Source organism: Acidovorax sp. 94 (assembly GCF_003634645.1).
In the GTDB taxonomy this organism is placed as follows: Bacteria; Pseudomonadota; Gammaproteobacteria; order Burkholderiales; family Burkholderiaceae_C; genus Acidovorax; species Acidovorax facilis.
In genome coordinates this window covers 2,677,730-2,693,112 of the sequence record NZ_RBJA01000001.1, presented here as the reverse complement: position 1 = coordinate 2,693,112, position 15,383 = coordinate 2,677,730, and the positions used below count along the sequence as shown (strand labels likewise).

The 15,383-nt window shown below is 65.4% G+C and carries 12 protein-coding genes; all 12 read right to left on the bottom strand.

Features of this window, described 5'->3' with window-relative positions; genetic code table 11:
- Positions 1-5: 5 nt before the first annotated feature.
- Positions 6-1,073: an alpha/beta fold hydrolase gene (locus tag C8C94_RS12345; RefSeq protein WP_121420911.1), complete on the bottom strand. Its 1,068-nt coding sequence runs from the start codon at positions 1,071-1,073 to the stop codon at positions 6-8.
- Between the two features lie 56 nt (positions 1,074-1,129).
- Positions 1,130-1,819, bottom strand: coding sequence for an aldolase (locus C8C94_RS12340; protein WP_121422831.1), 690 nt, complete (start codon positions 1,817-1,819; stop codon positions 1,130-1,132).
- A 17-nt stretch (positions 1,820-1,836) separates the two neighbouring features.
- Complete coding sequence (gene otnK / locus C8C94_RS12335; RefSeq protein WP_121420910.1) at positions 1,837-3,114, bottom strand: 3-oxo-tetronate kinase; 1,278 nt, start codon at positions 3,112-3,114, stop codon at positions 1,837-1,839.
- Positions 3,111-4,022 (bottom strand): L-threonate dehydrogenase, encoded by a 912-nt coding sequence (gene ltnD / locus C8C94_RS12330; RefSeq protein WP_121420909.1) that lies wholly within the window; start codon positions 4,020-4,022, stop codon positions 3,111-3,113. Before ltnD ends, otnK begins: the two co-directional genes overlap by 4 nt.
- 36 nt (positions 4,023-4,058) lie before the next feature.
- Positions 4,059-5,426, bottom strand: a complete 1,368-nt coding sequence (locus C8C94_RS12325; protein WP_121420908.1) for a GntP family transporter — start codon at positions 5,424-5,426, stop codon at positions 4,059-4,061.
- A 309-nt stretch (positions 5,427-5,735) separates the two neighbouring features.
- Positions 5,736-6,515, bottom strand: a complete 780-nt coding sequence (locus C8C94_RS12320; RefSeq protein WP_121420907.1) for a FadR/GntR family transcriptional regulator — start codon at positions 6,513-6,515, stop codon at positions 5,736-5,738.
- A 109-nt stretch (positions 6,516-6,624) separates the two neighbouring features.
- Positions 6,625-7,713 carry a patatin-like phospholipase family protein gene (locus tag C8C94_RS12315; protein ID WP_233573456.1) on the bottom strand — a complete coding sequence of 363 codons (1,089 nt, stop codon included), beginning with the start codon at positions 7,711-7,713 and terminating at the stop codon, positions 6,625-6,627.
- A 269-nt stretch (positions 7,714-7,982) separates the two neighbouring features.
- Positions 7,983-8,750, bottom strand: a complete 768-nt coding sequence (locus tag C8C94_RS12310) for an ABC transporter permease (RefSeq protein WP_055394856.1) — start codon at positions 8,748-8,750, stop codon at positions 7,983-7,985.
- An 18-nt stretch (positions 8,751-8,768) separates the two neighbouring features.
- Positions 8,769-9,593, bottom strand: a complete 825-nt coding sequence (locus tag C8C94_RS12305) for an ABC transporter ATP-binding protein (protein ID WP_055394858.1) — start codon at positions 9,591-9,593, stop codon at positions 8,769-8,771.
- A gap of 80 nt (positions 9,594-9,673) precedes the next feature.
- Complete coding sequence (locus C8C94_RS12300; RefSeq protein ID WP_055394860.1) at positions 9,674-10,705, bottom strand: ABC transporter substrate-binding protein; 1,032 nt, start codon at positions 10,703-10,705, stop codon at positions 9,674-9,676.
- 293 nt (positions 10,706-10,998) lie between these two features.
- On the bottom strand, positions 10,999-13,305 hold the full coding sequence (locus C8C94_RS12295) for an NADP-dependent malic enzyme (protein WP_121420906.1): 2,307 nt from the start codon (positions 13,303-13,305) through the stop codon (positions 10,999-11,001).
- Between the two features lie 449 nt (positions 13,306-13,754).
- Positions 13,755-15,242, bottom strand: coding sequence for a nucleobase:cation symporter-2 family protein (locus C8C94_RS12285; protein WP_121420905.1), 1,488 nt, complete (start codon positions 15,240-15,242; stop codon positions 13,755-13,757).
- Positions 15,243-15,383 lie beyond the last annotated feature (141 nt).

The following is a 15,383-nucleotide window of genomic DNA, read 5'->3' as shown; positions in this document are numbered from 1 at the left end:
AGCGATCAGCGGCGCGGTGCGCTGGTGAGCACCTGCGCCAGCCGGTCTTGGTAAAGGCGCGCCAGGCCCACCGTGCTGTGGCCGAGGGTGTCGGCGCTGGCAGGGATCACGTAGGCCTGGGCGTGGGGGATGCGGGCGATGGCTTTGTCCAGCACACCCAGCTCGGGTGGGTTGCGCTCATCGTCTGCCGAGTTGATGGCCAGCACGCGTGCGGTGATGCGTTCCAGCCCGGGCTCGGGGTCGTAGTCGCGCGAGGCTTCCCACTGGTAGATGTGGTCGTTGGCATCGCCACGGAATGGGGCTTTGAGGCGTTGTTCCACCAGTGCATCGGCCGCAGCGCGGTTGGGGGCCAGCTTTTGCAAGCCCTGGTTGCCCCCGTTGGTGCCGGTGCCAAAGAACACCGACGCAAACTGCAGGCTGCGGGGCTGGCGGGTGTAGTTGCCACCCTGCCATTCGGGGTCGTTGCGGATGGCTTCGACCAGCAGGCGGCGCATCATCCAGTTGCGGCCTGACATGGCGGCGGGCAGCGAGGCCATGGGTACGGCAATGTCCATGAAGTCGGGGTGGCGCTGGGCCCACACCCAGGTGTGCATGCCGCCCATGGAGTTGCCAATGATGGCGCGCACATGGCGCACGCCCAGGTGCTCTGTCAGCAGGCGGTACTGCGCCTGCACCATGTCGTCGTAGTTGTAGGCCGGAAAGGCGGCGCGCAGGCCGTCTGACGGCTTGCTGGAGCGGCCGGTGCCGATGGCGTCCGGCAGGATGATGAAGTGCTTGCGTGCATCCAGCGGCTGGCCGGGGCCAAACAGCGTGCCTGCAAAGCCGGGTGTGAGCATGCTCTCTGCCGAGCCATTGGTGCCATGCAGCACCAGCACGGGCTCTCCGGTGGGCTCGCCCACGGTGGAGTAGGCCAGCTTGAGTTCGGGCAGGGTCTGGCCGGTGTGGAAACGGAAGTCCTTGACGACCCATTCGCCATGCTTGGGGGCGGGGTAGTCCGCAGCCGATGCGCCGCCTGTGGCCAGCACGCCCAGCAGCACGGGGGCAAAGGCTTTGCGCCAGAAAGAAAGGGTCATGGTTTGTCTCCTTGTGTGTGTTCTTTCGTCCCCGCGCCATGGGCGCAGCCCGCCCGTTACCAGTGGGCACCAAAGCTCTGGCGCAGCTCTTCAATCTGGGGCTCGGTCAGCGGCGTGGGGCGGGGCTGGCACAGCATCCATAAGCGTGCGGTTTCTTCCAGCTCTTCCAGCACGGCCATGGCGGCGGCAGGCGTGTCGTGCCACACATTGGGCCCGAGGCGCGCCAGCATCACGGCGCATACAGGGCTGCCCTGTGCGGCATAGCGGGTGATGGTTTGCGCCACCAGCGCTGCCGCTGCGGCGTCACCGGGGCGGTGGTAGGGGATGTGCGGCACACGGCCCACCTTCATGACGAAGTAGGGCGTGATAGGGGGCAGCAATTGCGCATCGGGCGCCAGCTGGCCACCCGCAGCCGTGTCGGCTTGCAGCGAGCAGGCCACCAGGTGCGTGCTGTGGGTGTGGATCACGCAGCGGGCGGGTACGGCTGTCGATGCCGATGCCTCGTAAATCTGGCGGTGCAGCGCAATGGTTTTGCTGGCCCGGTCGCCCGCCACCTGCTGGCCTTGTGCGTCCAGGCGCGCCAGCCGCTCGGGCTGCAGCGTGCCCAGGCACGCATCGGTGGGGGTGATGAGGTATCCGTCGGCCAGACGCACGCTGATGTTGCCTGCGGTGGCGTGCACATAGCCCCGCTCAAACAGGCTGCGGCCCACGCGGCAGATTTCGTCGCGGGCCTGGCTTTCGTCCATGAAGGCGGGGGTAGAGGTCATGCCAACAATTGTGCAAAAGCCTTGGTGAAGAAGTCGGTGCTACCGAAATTGCCCGACTTCAGCGTGATGTGCAGCCCGTCCTTCGCATCGGGGGCCACAGCATGGCACCACGGCACCCCGGGGTCGATCTGGGCGCCAATGCGCATCTGCGTAATGCCGAGGGCCTGCACGCAGGCACCCGAGGTTTCACCGCCCGCCACGATGAGCTGGCGCACACCGCGCTGCACCAGGCCGCGTGCAATGGCGGCAATGGTTTCCTCCACCATGGCTCCGGCCTTTTCAGAGCCCAGCTTGCCTTGAATGGCACGCACGGCGGATGGCTCGGCGGTGGAATACACCAGCACCGGGCCTTGGCCGATGTGGCCTTCCGCCCAGGCCAGCGCTTCGGCGGCCACGTCCACGCCTGCGGCAATGCGCAGCGGGTCTATGGCCAGGGCGGGCTTGCCTGCCTTGATGAAATCCATCACCTGCTGGTGGGTGGCCACCGAGCAGCTGCCCGACACGATGGCCTGCAGCCCTTGCGCGGCGGGCAGGCGGGCGGCCTCGTTGCTGGGAGCCACGCCAAAGTTGCCCGGCAGGCCAATGGCCACGCCGGAGCCCGCTGTGACCAGCGGCATGCCCTTGAGCGCAGGGCCCAGGCGCAGCAGGTCGGCGTTGGACACCGCATCCACCACAGCCATGCGCACGCCCTCTGCCTTCAGTTGGTCGATGCGCGCGCGGATGGCGGCCTCGCCCTGTGCAACCACGCTGTGGTCGATCAGGCCCACGCGGCTGGGTGTTTGCGCCTGCAGCACGCGCACCAGGTTGGGGTCGGTCATGGGCGTGAGCGGGTGGTTCTGCATGCCGCTCTCGTTCAGCAACACATCGCCCACAAACAGGTAGCCCTTGAACACGGTGCGCTTGTTGTCGGGGAAGGCGGGCGTGGCGATGGTGAAGTCGGTGCCCAGGGCCTGCATCAGCGCATCGGTCACGGGGCCGATGTTGCCTTCGGCCGTGCTGTCAAAGGTAGAGCAGTACTTGAAGTAGATCTGCTCAGCACCTTGCGCCTTCAGCCATTGCAATGCGGCCAACGACTGGGCAATGGCTTCATCTTTGGGAATGGTGCGCGACTTCAGGGCCACCACGATGGCATCAGCCTCCGCATCCAAAGGTGCCGTGGGTACGCCCATGGCCTGCACCACGCGCATGCCCGCGCGCACCAGGTTGTTGGCCAGATCGGTCGCGCCGGTGAAGTCGTCGGCAATGCAGCCCAGCAGTGCACGTGCGCGTGTCATGCCTTGTCCTTGCCTTCGGGGAGTGTGATGCCGGGGAAGATCTTGATCACGGCGCTGTCATCTTCCTTGGCAAAGCCTGCGGTGGAGGCTTGCATGAACATCTGGTGCGCAGTGGCGGCCAGCGGCAGGGGGAATTTGCTGGCGCGTGCGGTGTCCAGCACCAGGCCCAGGTCCTTCACGAAGATGTCTACAGCCGACAGCGGTGTGTAGTCGCCCGCCAGCACATGGGCCATGCGGTTTTCAAACATCCAGCTGTTGCCCGCGCTGTGGGTGATGACCTCGTACAGCGCTGCAGCTTCCACGCCTTCGCGCAGGCCCAGGGCCATGGCTTCGGCGGCCACAGCAATGTGCACACCGGCCAGCAGCTGGTTGATGATCTTGACCTTGCTGCCCGCGCCCGCCTTGTCACCCAGGCGGTACACCTTGCCGGCCATGCCGTCGAGCACGGCGTTGGCTGCGGCATAGGCCTCGGGCTTGGCCGAGGTCATCATGGTCATCTGGCCCGAGGCAGCCTTGGCTGCGCCGCCGGAGATGGGGGCGTCCACATAGTGCAGACCCAGGGCGTTGAGGCGCGCTTCCAGCGCCACCGACCAATTGGGGTCCACGGTGGAGCACATCACAAAGGTGCTGCCGGGGCGCATGGTGCTGGCTGCACCGCTCTTGCCGTCGTCGCCAAACAGCACGCTCTCGGTCTGCGCGGCGTTGACCACCACCGACACCACCACATCACTCGCCGCCGCCAGCGACGCGGTGGTGGCGTGTGCCGTGCCGCCGCCCGCCACAAAGGCATCGGCCACGCCGGGGCGCACGTCGCAGACGTGGATGGTGAAACCGTTGTTGCGCAGGGTCTTGGCAATGCCAGCGCCCATGGCGCCCAGGCCGATGATGCCGACGGTGGGTTTTGTCATGTTGTCAGTCCTTCAATGAAATTCAAAAGAGGGCACTTAGGCCACCAGCACCCACAGCAGGGCGGTGAGGGCAAACCCCGCCAGGCCCAGCACGGTCGTCAGCACGGTCCAGGTGCGCAGGCCATCGCCCACGCTCAGGCCCAGGTAGCGGGTCACGATCCAGAAGCCCGAATCGTTGACGTGCGACAGGCCCAGGCTGCCAAAGCCGATGGCAACCGTGAGCAGCGCCACTTGCAAGGGGGAATACCCGCCACCTGTCATCGCATCGGCCAGCAGGCCGCAGGTGGTGATGATGGCCACGGTGGCCGAGCCCTGGGCGGCGCGCAGGGCCAGCGAGATGATGAACGCCAGCAGGATGAGCGGCAGATGAGTAGCGGTGAGGCTTTGCGACAGCGCCGTGCCAATGCCGCTGGCGGTGAGCACCTTGGCAAACACGCCGCCTGCGCCCGTCACCAGGATCACGGTGGCGGCAGGGGGCAGGGCGGATTCCATGATGGCGTTGGTGCGTTCACGGTTCCAGCCCTGGTTGCGGCCCAGCAGAAACATGGCCAGGCCCACGGCCACCATCAGCGCAAAGATGGGCGAGCCGATGAAGCCCAGCACGTTGCGCAGGCTGTCGCCCTTGGGCAGCAGGGTGGCGCCGGTGGTGCCTGCCATGATGAGGGCCAGTGGGATCAGGATGAGCGCCATGATTGTGCCCACGCCCGGTGCGCTGCGGGCCTTGGACGCGGTGCTGTCTTCGCTGTTGCCAAAGGCCGCAAACTGCTCTGCCGTGGTGGGCAGCATGGGGTAGCCCTTGCGGTTGAGCCACCCCGACACGACCTGGGACAGCGCCGCCAGCGGGATGCAGATGGCCAGGCCGATGATGGTGATCCAGCCAATGTCGCCCTTGACGATGGCCGCCCCTCCGACGATGCCGGGGTGCGGTGGCACCACCACGTGCGCGGCCAGCATGATGCCCGCCACGGGCAGGCCGAACTTGATGGGGTTGACACCCGCCGCCTTGCAAAAGCCGTAGACGATGGGCACCAGGATGATGAAGCCCACGTCAAAAAACACCGGGATGGCCAGCACCAGCGCTGCGGCTGTGAGGGCCATGGGTACCCGTGTGGGGCCCAGTAGCTGCGTGAAGCGGTTGGCCAGGCTGGCCGCGCCACCCGAGACCTCGATCATGCGCCCCAGCATGGAGCCCAGCGCCACCAGGATGGCCACCGAACCCAGCGTGCCGCCCATGCCCGCAATCAGCGTGCTGATGATGTCGCCGATGGGCATACCCGTGGCGAAGGCGACGAGAAAGCTCACCAGCATCATCGCCACGAAAGCGTGGACTTGCCAGCGGATGATGAGCAACAGGAGCAGGGCAATGCTGCCGGCGCCGATGCCGAGAAGTGCGAGGGTGGACATGAACGGGGTATCTCCGGGATGGAAGGGTGGCAGACGGAGCAACGGGTGAGTGCAAGCGGCCGATTTGCAGCTCCTGTCGGCACCTTGGTTGGTCTGTTTATATGGTTATCATACAAATTATCTCGTTCTATTCCGCTTCGGGTTAACCCGTATCGGTAGCCATCTGCGGCGGGCGCTACGCTAGTGTTTAGAAGGCTTTTTGCTATCTAGTGCTTATCTGTTAAGCGCTAATAGCTATTGATTTAATAGCGGTTCGGAAGAAATCTTTTCCCGCCTTAAGGTCCCCGCGCCGCTGGGCGGCCAACAAGGTCAGAGGACCAGTGGACCTGATGCCGCCACCAGCGGCTGTGCCAGCCGCGCGCCGTCCTGGGCCCAGAAGGCCAGGTCGGCCTGTTCGATGCGGGCCAGTGCGTTCTTCATGTGCTGCGCCGCCGCAGCGCGGGCGGCTACTGCATCGCCTGCCTCGATGGCCAGCACGATCTGCGTGTGCTCATGGGTCACGGCATCGGCAAAGTCGGCACGCCGCGCCTCGTTGGCGCGGGTCACACGCGTGGCGCCCTTGAGGAACTGCGCCAGGTAGTCCAGCGTGCTGATCATGAACGGATTGCCTGCCGCCTGGGCAATGGCGCGGTGGAACAGCACGTCTTCTTCCACCCCATCGCGGCCTGCACGAACGGCGTTGGCAATGTGCTGCATGGCGGCGCGGATGGCCGCGATGTCTTCATCAGTGCGGCGCAGGGCTGCCAGCTCGGCCACCTCGGCCTCCAGCGCGCGGCGCACTTCCACAATCTGCATGACCGCCTCGCGCGAGGCCGCGTGGGGCAGATCAAACTGCAGCGGCTCGATGCCGGGTGCCAGCACATACACGCCGCTGCCCTGGCGCGAGTCCACCAGGCCCAGCGATTTCAGGCGCGAGATGGCCTCGCGCACCACCGTGCGGCTGACCTGGAACTGCTGCGCCAGCACCGCCTCGGTAGGCAGCTTCTCGGACGCCTGGATGCGGCCCGCACGGATCTCGGCCTCCAGCGCGCTGGCCACCTGGTCGGAGAGCTTGGCGCTGGGTTTGACGGCGGAGAACGGCGAAGACATGGGCGGGGCGGGCAGTGGGGCGTGAAGTCGGTGCCGGGATGTGCGGGCAGGCCGGGGCGCAGTTGACTTTACCTGAAGGGCACTGCGCCGGAGTCGTTTGTTTGCCGCGCTACTTGGGCGCCGGGCAGGAGTCGTCCAGTTTGGCCAGGCCCGCCAGCTTCTGCAGCCGGCTGCGGTTGTCCAGACAGGCCTGGTACTGCGCCTCGGCCGCCTTCTGCTGGGCCTGCGCCGCCGCCTTGCTGCGCTCGGCCTGGAGCTGGGCCACACGCTCGCGGATTTGCGGCATCACGGCCAGCGCGGCCTTCTCGCCTTCCACAATGGCATTGGCGCGCTGGCTGAAGTCGGCGGCGCCAATGTCCAGCACCTGCGGGCGCACGATCACGTCGGCCCGCGCCAGTTCTGCCTGGCCCAGCTTCTGACCCATGATGGCAATGGACTGGTTGAGCGCGCCCAGCATGTTGCCCGGCGTCTGGCCCCGGGCCTTGTTGGAGATGTCCACCGCAATCACGATGTCGGCGCCCAGCTGGCGCGCGGCGTCCACCGGCACCGGGCTCACGATGCCGCCGTCCACAAAATGGTATTTGCCGATGGTGACGGGCTGGAACACGCCGGGAACGCTGCTCGATGCACGTACCGCCTGCCCCGTGTTGCCGCGTGCAAACACCGTGCGCTCGCCATCTTCGAGGCGCGTTGCCACCACCACAAACGGTTTGGCCATCTGCTCCAGCGGCTTGCGGCGCACCTGCTCGTTCACATAGTCTTCGAGTTTCTGGCCCAGCACCAGGCCCCCGGACGAGAGCTGCAGGTCGCGGATCTTGGCTTCGTCCAGCGCCACAGCCTTTTCCTGCATTTCGAACGCATTCATGCCGCTGGCATACAGCGCACCGACCACGCTGCCTGCGCTGGTGCCAGAGACCACAGCGGGCGCGAAGCCGTTGGCTTCCAGCATTTTGATCACGCCGATGTGCGCAAAACCCTTGGCTGCGCCGCCGCCCAGGGCGATGCCGATGCGGATGGGGGCGGGGGTAGATGTCGCCAGCGGTGCGCTGGTGGAATCGTCGGCGCGCGCGGGGGCGGTGCTGGTGCTCGTGCTGCCACATGCCGCCAGACAGAGGGTCGCCGCCGTGACGATGGCGATCCGGATGGCGGGGGGCGCTGCAAACGCCGCGATGGGGTGGAAAAGGGCGGTCAGGTGCATGCCGGGAGTCCTGCGGTCAACGGGCGGGCAGTATATCGGCGGCGTTTTGGCAGCGCGGGAAAGACGGCCCATTGCTTCTGAAGAGGAAGTGCCGGCGCATCCTTTGCACTGGCAAGGAGCGCAATCGTCGAAACCGGCGCGGCCTGGTCGAGAACCGCCGCGCAAGGGCCACCCCGCTGCGCTGGCGGTGTCCCCCTTCTCTCGAATCGCGCCAGCGATTAGAGAGAAGGGGGAAGGCGCCGAAGGCGACTCAGGGGGGTATACCCTACCTACTCGCCTTGCGAGCCCCGGTGCGCCCACCCTGTGGTGCGCTTTTCGATCCAGCTGAACAGCTCGTACATCACCATGGCCATCGCACCCACCACCATCAGGCCCGCAAACGCCAGGCCCATCTGCATGGACGAGCCCGCGCTGATGAGCAGGTAGCCGATGCCTTCGTTCGCAGCGGTCATCTCCGACACCGTGGTGCCCACAAACGCGAGCGTGATGGCGACCTTGAGCGAGCCGTAGAAGTACGGCATGGATCGCGGCAGGCCCACCTTGGTCAGCACGTCCCACCGCTTGGCGCCGAGCACGCGCAGCACGTCTTCCAGCTCGGGCTCCAGGGTGGCCAGGCCGGTGGCGATGTTGACCATGATGGGGAAGAAGCTGATGAGAAACGCCGTGAGGATGGCAGGCCCCACGCCAATGCCGAACCACACCACAAGGATGGGCACAAAGGCCGCCTTGGGCAGTGCGTTGAAGGCGGTCATCAGCGGGTATACGGCGGCATAGGCCAGGCGAGAACTGCCGATCACAAAACCTAACAGCACGCCGACCACGATGGCAATGCCAAAGCCCGCCATCGTGACCCAGTAGGTGCGCCAAGCGTGTGCGGCGATCACGCCGCTGAACTCGACCAGCTGCGTGGCAATGACCCAGGGGCTGGGGAAGAGAAATTCGGGGACGCTGAAGGCCGAACAGATGATTTGCCACAGCAGAATGGTGGCGGTCAGCAGCAGCCAGGGGGACCAGCGCTCTACGGTTTTCTTGTGCATGGTGGGAAGGTCTTCGGGTTACTGCTGGATGGGCGCGCCTGCTTTTCGCAGGGCACCGATGTGGCCGCGCAGTTCATGCACGATGTCGGTGAACTCCTTGGTGTAGGTCACCTCCAGGTCGCGCGGGCGGGGCAGTCCGATCTCCTTGCGCACCACAAACCGGCCGGGGCTCTTGCTCATCACATACACCGTGTCGGCCAGAAAGACCGACTCGCGCAGGTCGTGCGTGACCAGGATCACGTTGAACTGCTGCTCGGTCCACAGGTCGCGCAGGATGCACCACAGCTCTTCGCGGGTGAATGCGTCGAGCGCGCCAAACGGCTCGTCCAGCAGCAGCATCTTGGGCTCGTGGATCAGCGCGCGGCAGATGCTGGCGCGTTGCTGCATGCCGCCCGACAGCTGCCAGGGGAACTTGTCTTCGTAGCCCGCGAGGCCCACTTTCTGCAGCAGCTTGCGGGCGCGTTCTTCGTACTCCTTGCGCTTTTGCTTGAAGTTGCTGCGATAGGGCTCCACGATCTCCAGCGGCAGCAACACGTTGTCCACTGTGGTGCGCCAGGGCAGCAGCGAGGGCGCCTGAAACGCCATGCCCGACACCTTGAGCGGCCCCGTCACCGGCTGGCCGTCGATGAGGATCTTGCCCATCGATGGCATCTTCAGCCCCGTGGCCAGCTTCATGAAGGTGGACTTGCCGCAGCCCGAGGGGCCGACGATGGCGATGAACTCGCCCTGGCGCACCTGCAGGTCGATGGCCTCCACCGCAAACTGGTTCTTGGCGCGCAGCTCGTCGTTGTACGCGAGCCAGACATCGCGGAAGTCCACAAAATAGGAATCGGCAGCCTGCATGGAAGGTTGTTCTTCTTTTTGAATAAAAATGGCAGCCAGCGCCTGCCTATCAAGCGCTGGCTGCTATCAAATTGATATTTTTACTTCTTGGGCAGGATGTTCAGCTCGGCTGCAGGGGGCAGGAAGCTGGGGTTCCACACATCGTCGGCGTTCACGCGGGTCTTGGTGTTGAACGCGTCCGACACCTGCGATGCCATCAGCGACAGGCGGCCGGGCTTGGCTTGGCCAAAACCTTCGGCGCGGGCGTCGGGGCTGTTGATGACAGTGTCGATGGCCAGTTGCAGGCGGCGGGTTTCGAGCGGCACGTTCACGATGCCGTCGCGTGCCTTCACATGCTCGATGGCGGCTGCGGGGTTGGCGATCACTTCCTTGGCACCCTTTGTGAAGGCTGACAGGAACGCCTTGATGGCGGCCGGGTTCTCCTTGATGAGCTTTGGAGACGCGATGATCACGTTGCCATAGAGCTTTACGCCGAAATCGGCATAGGGCAGCACCACCACGTCGGCGGCCTTGGCGCCACGGGCTTCCAGGTTCAGGAGCGAGGTGAAGGTGAAGCCGGTGATGGCGTCCACATCGCCGCGCACCAGCATGGTTTCGCGCAGGGGCGGGTCCATGGCCGTCCAGGTCACAGCGCCAATGCCGTTGGCCTTCTGGAAGATGGGGAACGCGCGGCGGCCTGCGTCGAACACGGGGGCGCCCAGCTTCTTGCCGGCCAGGTCGGCGGGCTTGGTGATGCCGCTCTTTTTCAGCGCCATGACCGATGCGGGCGTGTTGTTGTAGACCATCATCACCGCCACGGGCTTGTTCTGCGCGTCGGGGTTGTTGGCGTGGAACTCCATCACGGCGGCCAGGTCGGCAAAGCCCATGTCGTACGTGCCCGAGGCCACGCGCTGCACTGCACCACCCGAGCCGTTGCCAGCATCCACGGCCACATCCAGGCCTGCGGCCTTGAAGTAACCCTTGGCCACGGGCTGCAGGAACAACGCGGCGGGGCCTTCAAAGCGCCAGTCGAGCTGGAACTTGATGGGCGTGGTGGCCTGCGCCTGGGCCAGTGAGGTGCTGCCGATCAGGGCCAGGGCGGCAGCGGTTTGCATGAACAGTCTCTTTTTCATCGGGGGCTCCTGTCGGGCGAGGGGAAATGCGGTGAGGGAAGGCATGGGCCCCATCCAGGGGCCATACACCTGCAGTCAGCAAAAACGATGCCCGGTTTGTGTACGCGGGTGCTTTGCTGTGCCCCATTGTTCACCGAAGTGGTGCGCGCCAGCATGCTGGGTTTCCCGAAATGGTGCATGCGCCGGGTGAGGGGTTGGCTTGCCCATGAAAAACGGGGCCCGTGGGCCCCGTTGAAACGGTGTGTGGGCAGGCCTGATCATGGACTGCGCACGGTCAGCACGGCACAGCGCGCTCAGCGTGGCCGGGCGGCAGCGCTGGCCACGGCCAGGGCCGTCATGTTGAGCACCCGGCGCACGGTGGCAGCCGGGGTCAGGATGTAGGCCGTGGCAGCGGCACCCATCAGGATGGGGCCCACCGTGACGCCACCGCTGGTGGTCGTCTTGAGCACGTTGTAGAGGATGTTGGCAGCATCCAGGTTGGGGCAGATCAGCAGGTTGGCCGAGTCCGTCAGGGTCGAATCCGCCATGTAGGCGTTGCGGATGTTCGGCTCCAGCGCGGCATCGCCGTGCAGCTCACCGTCACACTCGATCTCGGGGTGGGCGGCCACGAACAGGTCGCGCGCCTCGCGCATCTTGCGGGCCGATGCGCGCTTGGACGAGCCATAGCTGGAGTGCGACAGGAAGGCGACCTTGGGTGGGATGCCAAAGCGTTGCACCTCCTGCACCGACATCCAGGCGATGTCCGCCAGCTGCTGTGCCGTGGGGTCTTCGTTCACGTAGGTGTCGGCAATGAACAGCGTGCCCCGGTTGGTCATCAGCGCGTTCAGGGCAGCGTAGTTGTGGGCACCTTCCTGGCGGCCGATGATGCTGTGGATGCGTTCCAGGTGCGTTTCATACGTGCCCACCAGGCCGCAGATCATCGCGTCGGCATCGCCCAGCTTGACCATCAGCGAGGCAATGATGGTGTTGGAGCGGCGCACGGCGGCCTTGGCCACTTCGGGCGATGCGCCATTGCGCTTCATGAGCTGGTGGTAGTGCTCCCAGTACTGGCGAAAGCGTGGGTCGTCCTCGGGGTTGCACACCTCCACATCCTTGCCCAGCTGCATGCGCAGACCGGCCTTGGCGATGCGCGCAGCAATCACGGCGGGGCGACCGATGAGGATGGGTTGCGCGATCTTGTCGTCGATGGCCATCTGCGCGGCACGCAGGGCGCGTTCGTCTTCACCGTCGGCGTAGGCCACGCGCTTTTGCGCGTCGGGCAGGGCCTTGGCAGCCATGATCACGGGGCGCATCAGCATGCCGGTCTGGTAGACGAAGCGCGACAGCGTTTCCTTGTAGGCCTCCATGTCTTCGATGGGGCGCGTGGCCACGCCCGATTCGGCTGCGGCCTTGGCCACGGCGGGCGCAATCTTGAGGATCAGGCGCGAGTCGAACGGTGTAGGGATGAGGTAGTCGGGGCCAAAGGTCAGCTCTTTGCCCGCATAGGCGCTGGCCACTTCTTCGCTGATGTCGGCCTTGGCCAGGTCGGCGATCTGGCGCACGCAGGCCAGCTTCATCGCCTCGGTGATCTTGGTCGCGCCGCAGTCCAGCGCGCCGCGGAAGATGTACGGGAAACACAGGACGTTGTTGACCTGGTTGGGGTAGTCCGAGCGGCCCGTGGCAATGATGCAGTCGGGGCGCACGGCCTTGGCCAGTTCGGGGCGGATCTCGGGCTCGGGGTTGGCCAGCGCCAGGATGATGGGCTTGGGGCCCATGGTCTTGACCATTTCGGCCGTGAGCACGCCCGGTGCCGAACAACCCAGGAATACGTCGGCGCCGTTGACGGCATCGGCCAGCGTGCGGGCATCGGTCTTTTGCGCGTATCGCGCCTTCGACTCATCGTAGCCCCCGGGGCGGCCTTCGTAGATCACGCCCTTGGAGTCGCACACGAAGACGTTCTCGATCTTCACGCCCAGGCCCACCATCACGTTCAGGCAGGCAATGGCGGCCGCGCCCGCGCCCGACACGGCGATCTTGACCTGGTCGATATGCTTGCCCACCAGCTCCAGGCCGTTGAGCAGCGCCGCGCTGCTGATGATGGCCGTGCCGTGCTGGTCGTCATGGAACACCGGGATGTTCATGCGCTTGCTGAGTTCGCGCTCGATGTAGAAGCACTCGGGCGCCTTGATGTCTTCGAGGTTGATGCCGCCCAGCGTGGGCTCCAGCGCCGCAATGATCTCGATGAGCTTGTCGGGGTCGCGCTCGGCCAGTTCGATGTCGAACACATCGACACCGGCAAACTTTTTGAACAGGCAGCCCTTGCCTTCCATCACCGGCTTGCTGGCCAGTGGGCCGATGTCGCCCAGGCCCAGCACCGCCGTGCCGTTGGTGATCACCGCGACCAGGTTGCCGCGCGATGTGTAGTCAAACGCCTTGGAGGGGTCGGCCGCGATGTCCAGGCACGGATAGGCCACGCCTGGCGAGTAGGCCAGCGACAGGTCGCGCTGGTTGGACAGCGGCTTGGTGGGGGTGACCGAAATCTTGCCCCGGGTGGGATTGCGGTGGTATTCGCGCGCAGCGTCGCGCAGGGCCTGTTCGGCGGCGGAAATGTTCTGTGTCATACGGAAATCCTGGAAGTCCTCGGCGGAATGCAAAACAAGGGTACCCGATGGCGTGGGCGGCTGGCATGCAGGTTTATGCGGATGCGGCATAAGAGCCTGTTCGAAGTCTTTTTGGAGTCGCACAAGTACCTTGCCGGGATGGGGTGCAAGGCGCGGTGCGCAGCCAATAGCCCGTGCTATTGGCAAGCGCCGCAACGCCGCAGACCGCCCGGCAAGGCACTTGCCCGAAGGGTTGGAGTGAAATCGGGTGATTGGACGCCCCGGCTGCTTGCACGGGCACGAGCCCATGCGGCGCATCCGACGCATCCACTCCTCCCGATTGCACTCCAATGCGATCTCCAAAAAGACTTTGAACAGGCTCTAAGGCCAAAACCCCCTGGCAGCCATGGCGGACAGGGGGCGGAGCCACGCGGGCGGTGTCAGGTTTTCGGCAGCGTGCAAGCGGGACGCTAGTGGGCGTCGGCCTGGCGTGCGGCGTTGACAGCGGCGGAGGTGTCGCGGCTGGCGCCATTGAAGAAAACGTTCAGGGCCACCGCCGTGATCGAGGCCAGGAGGATACCGGATTCGATCAGCGGGTGGATGGCATGCGGCATCCACTGGCGGAAGTTGGGCGCGATCAGCGGCACCATGCCCACGCCGATGGATACGGCCACGATCATGGCGTTGAAGCGGTTGGTCTTGAAGTCCACCCCGCCCAGAATGCGGATGCCTGTGGCCGCCACCATGCCGAACATCACCAGGCCCGCGCCGCCCAGCACCATGGTGGGCAGCGACTCGACCAGCGCGGCCATCTTGGGCAGCACGCCCAGCACGATCAGGATCACGCCGCCGGCCACGCACACAAAGCGGCTCTTGACGCCGGTGACGGCGACCAGCCCCACGTTCTGCGAGAAGCTGGTGTACGGAAAGGTGTTGAAGATGCCACCCAGCAGCGTGCCCAGGCCGTCGGTGCGCAGGCCGCGCGTGAGGGCCGCCTGGTCCACCTTGCGGTCGGTCATCTCCCCCAGGGCCAGGAACATGCCGGTGGATTCGATCATGACCACGATCATCACCAGGGTCATGGTCAGGATCAGGATGGGGTCGAAGACAGGGTTGGCAATCTCGAACGGCAGCACCAGGTCAAACCACTGTGCCTTGGCCACCTTGTCGAAGTTCATCAGTCCCATGCCCACGGCCACCACCGCGCCGATCACGATGCCCAGCAGCACCGAGATGTTGGCAATGAAGCCCTTGGCGAACTTGGCAATCAGCAGGATGGACAGCAGCACCAGGGCCGAGATGCCCACGCCGGTCAGGTCCGCGTACTTGGGGTTGGGCACCGTGGGCACTACCGCAAAGCCCTTGGGCACCGGAGGCAGCGAAGAGCCGGGGGCTCCGGCAGCGGCTTGGGCATCGGCCAGCCACTTGAGGTGCTCGGGGTTGGGCACGCTGGGCGCCGTGGGGCCCACGGGGTTGCCAAAGATCCAGTTGATACCCACGCGCATCAGGCTGATGCCGATCACCGCGATGATGGTGCCGGTGACCACCGGCGGGAAGAACCGGAGCATGCGGCTGACCAGCGGAGCGATCAGGATGGAAATCACGCCCGCGCCAATCACCGAGCCAAAGATCAACCCGGCCCCGGCCGTGCCGCCCGTGGTCTGCGCCATCGAGACCATGGGCGCCACCGATGCGAAGGTCACCCCCATCATCACGGGCAGCTGAATGCCGAACCAGCGCGAGGCGCCCAGCGCCTGGATCAGCGTGACCAGCCCGCATACAAACAGGTCGGCCGAAATCAGCTTGGCAACCTGATCGGGCGTGAGGTTGAGTGCGCGGCCCACGATGAGCGGCACCGCTACAGCGCCCGCATACATCACCAGCACATGCTGCAAGCCTAGCGCCGTGAGTCGCCCCAAAGGTAGGTGTTCGTCCACGGGGTGTACAGGCGGGTTCATGCGAGTCTTTCGGGGGTTGGGGGTATGAATACGGAAGGGACACCTGAGCCGGATGGTGCACAAGTGTCCATACAAAAATCGTATACAAAATGACCGGACGCGCTTATCCCGGTAAACCCTTAGAGGGGCGCAGCAAAATAC

What these genes read in the sequence shown, in the direction of transcription:
- C8C94_RS12295 (WP_121420906.1), bottom strand. Translation starts at nt 13,305, where the DNA reads ATGACACAGAACATTTCCGCCGCCGAACAGGCCCTGCGCGACGCTGCG.
- C8C94_RS12285 (WP_121420905.1), bottom strand. Translation starts at nt 15,242, where the DNA reads ATGAACCCGCCTGTACACCCCGTGGACGAACACCTACCTTTGGGGCGA.
- C8C94_RS12340 (WP_121422831.1), bottom strand. Translation starts at nt 1,819, where the DNA reads ATGGACGAAAGCCAGGCCCGCGACGAAATCTGCCGCGTGGGCCGCAGC.
- C8C94_RS12305 (WP_055394858.1), bottom strand. Translation starts at nt 9,593, where the DNA reads ATGCAGGCTGCCGATTCCTATTTTGTGGACTTCCGCGATGTCTGGCTC.
- otnK (WP_121420910.1), bottom strand. Translation starts at nt 3,114, where the DNA reads ATGACACGCGCACGTGCACTGCTGGGCTGCATTGCCGACGACTTCACC.
- C8C94_RS12345 (WP_121420911.1), bottom strand. Translation starts at nt 1,073, where the DNA reads ATGACCCTTTCTTTCTGGCGCAAAGCCTTTGCCCCCGTGCTGCTGGGC.
- C8C94_RS12325 (WP_121420908.1), bottom strand. Translation starts at nt 5,426, where the DNA reads ATGTCCACCCTCGCACTTCTCGGCATCGGCGCCGGCAGCATTGCCCTG.
- C8C94_RS12315 (WP_233573456.1), bottom strand. Translation starts at nt 7,713, where the DNA reads ATGCACCTGACCGCCCTTTTCCACCCCATCGCGGCGTTTGCAGCGCCC.
- C8C94_RS12320 (WP_121420907.1), bottom strand. Translation starts at nt 6,515, where the DNA reads ATGTCTTCGCCGTTCTCCGCCGTCAAACCCAGCGCCAAGCTCTCCGAC.
- C8C94_RS12300 (WP_055394860.1), bottom strand. Translation starts at nt 10,705, where the DNA reads ATGAAAAAGAGACTGTTCATGCAAACCGCTGCCGCCCTGGCCCTGATC.
- C8C94_RS12310 (WP_055394856.1), bottom strand. Translation starts at nt 8,750, where the DNA reads ATGCACAAGAAAACCGTAGAGCGCTGGTCCCCCTGGCTGCTGCTGACC.
- ltnD (WP_121420909.1), bottom strand. Translation starts at nt 4,022, where the DNA reads ATGACAAAACCCACCGTCGGCATCATCGGCCTGGGCGCCATGGGCGCT.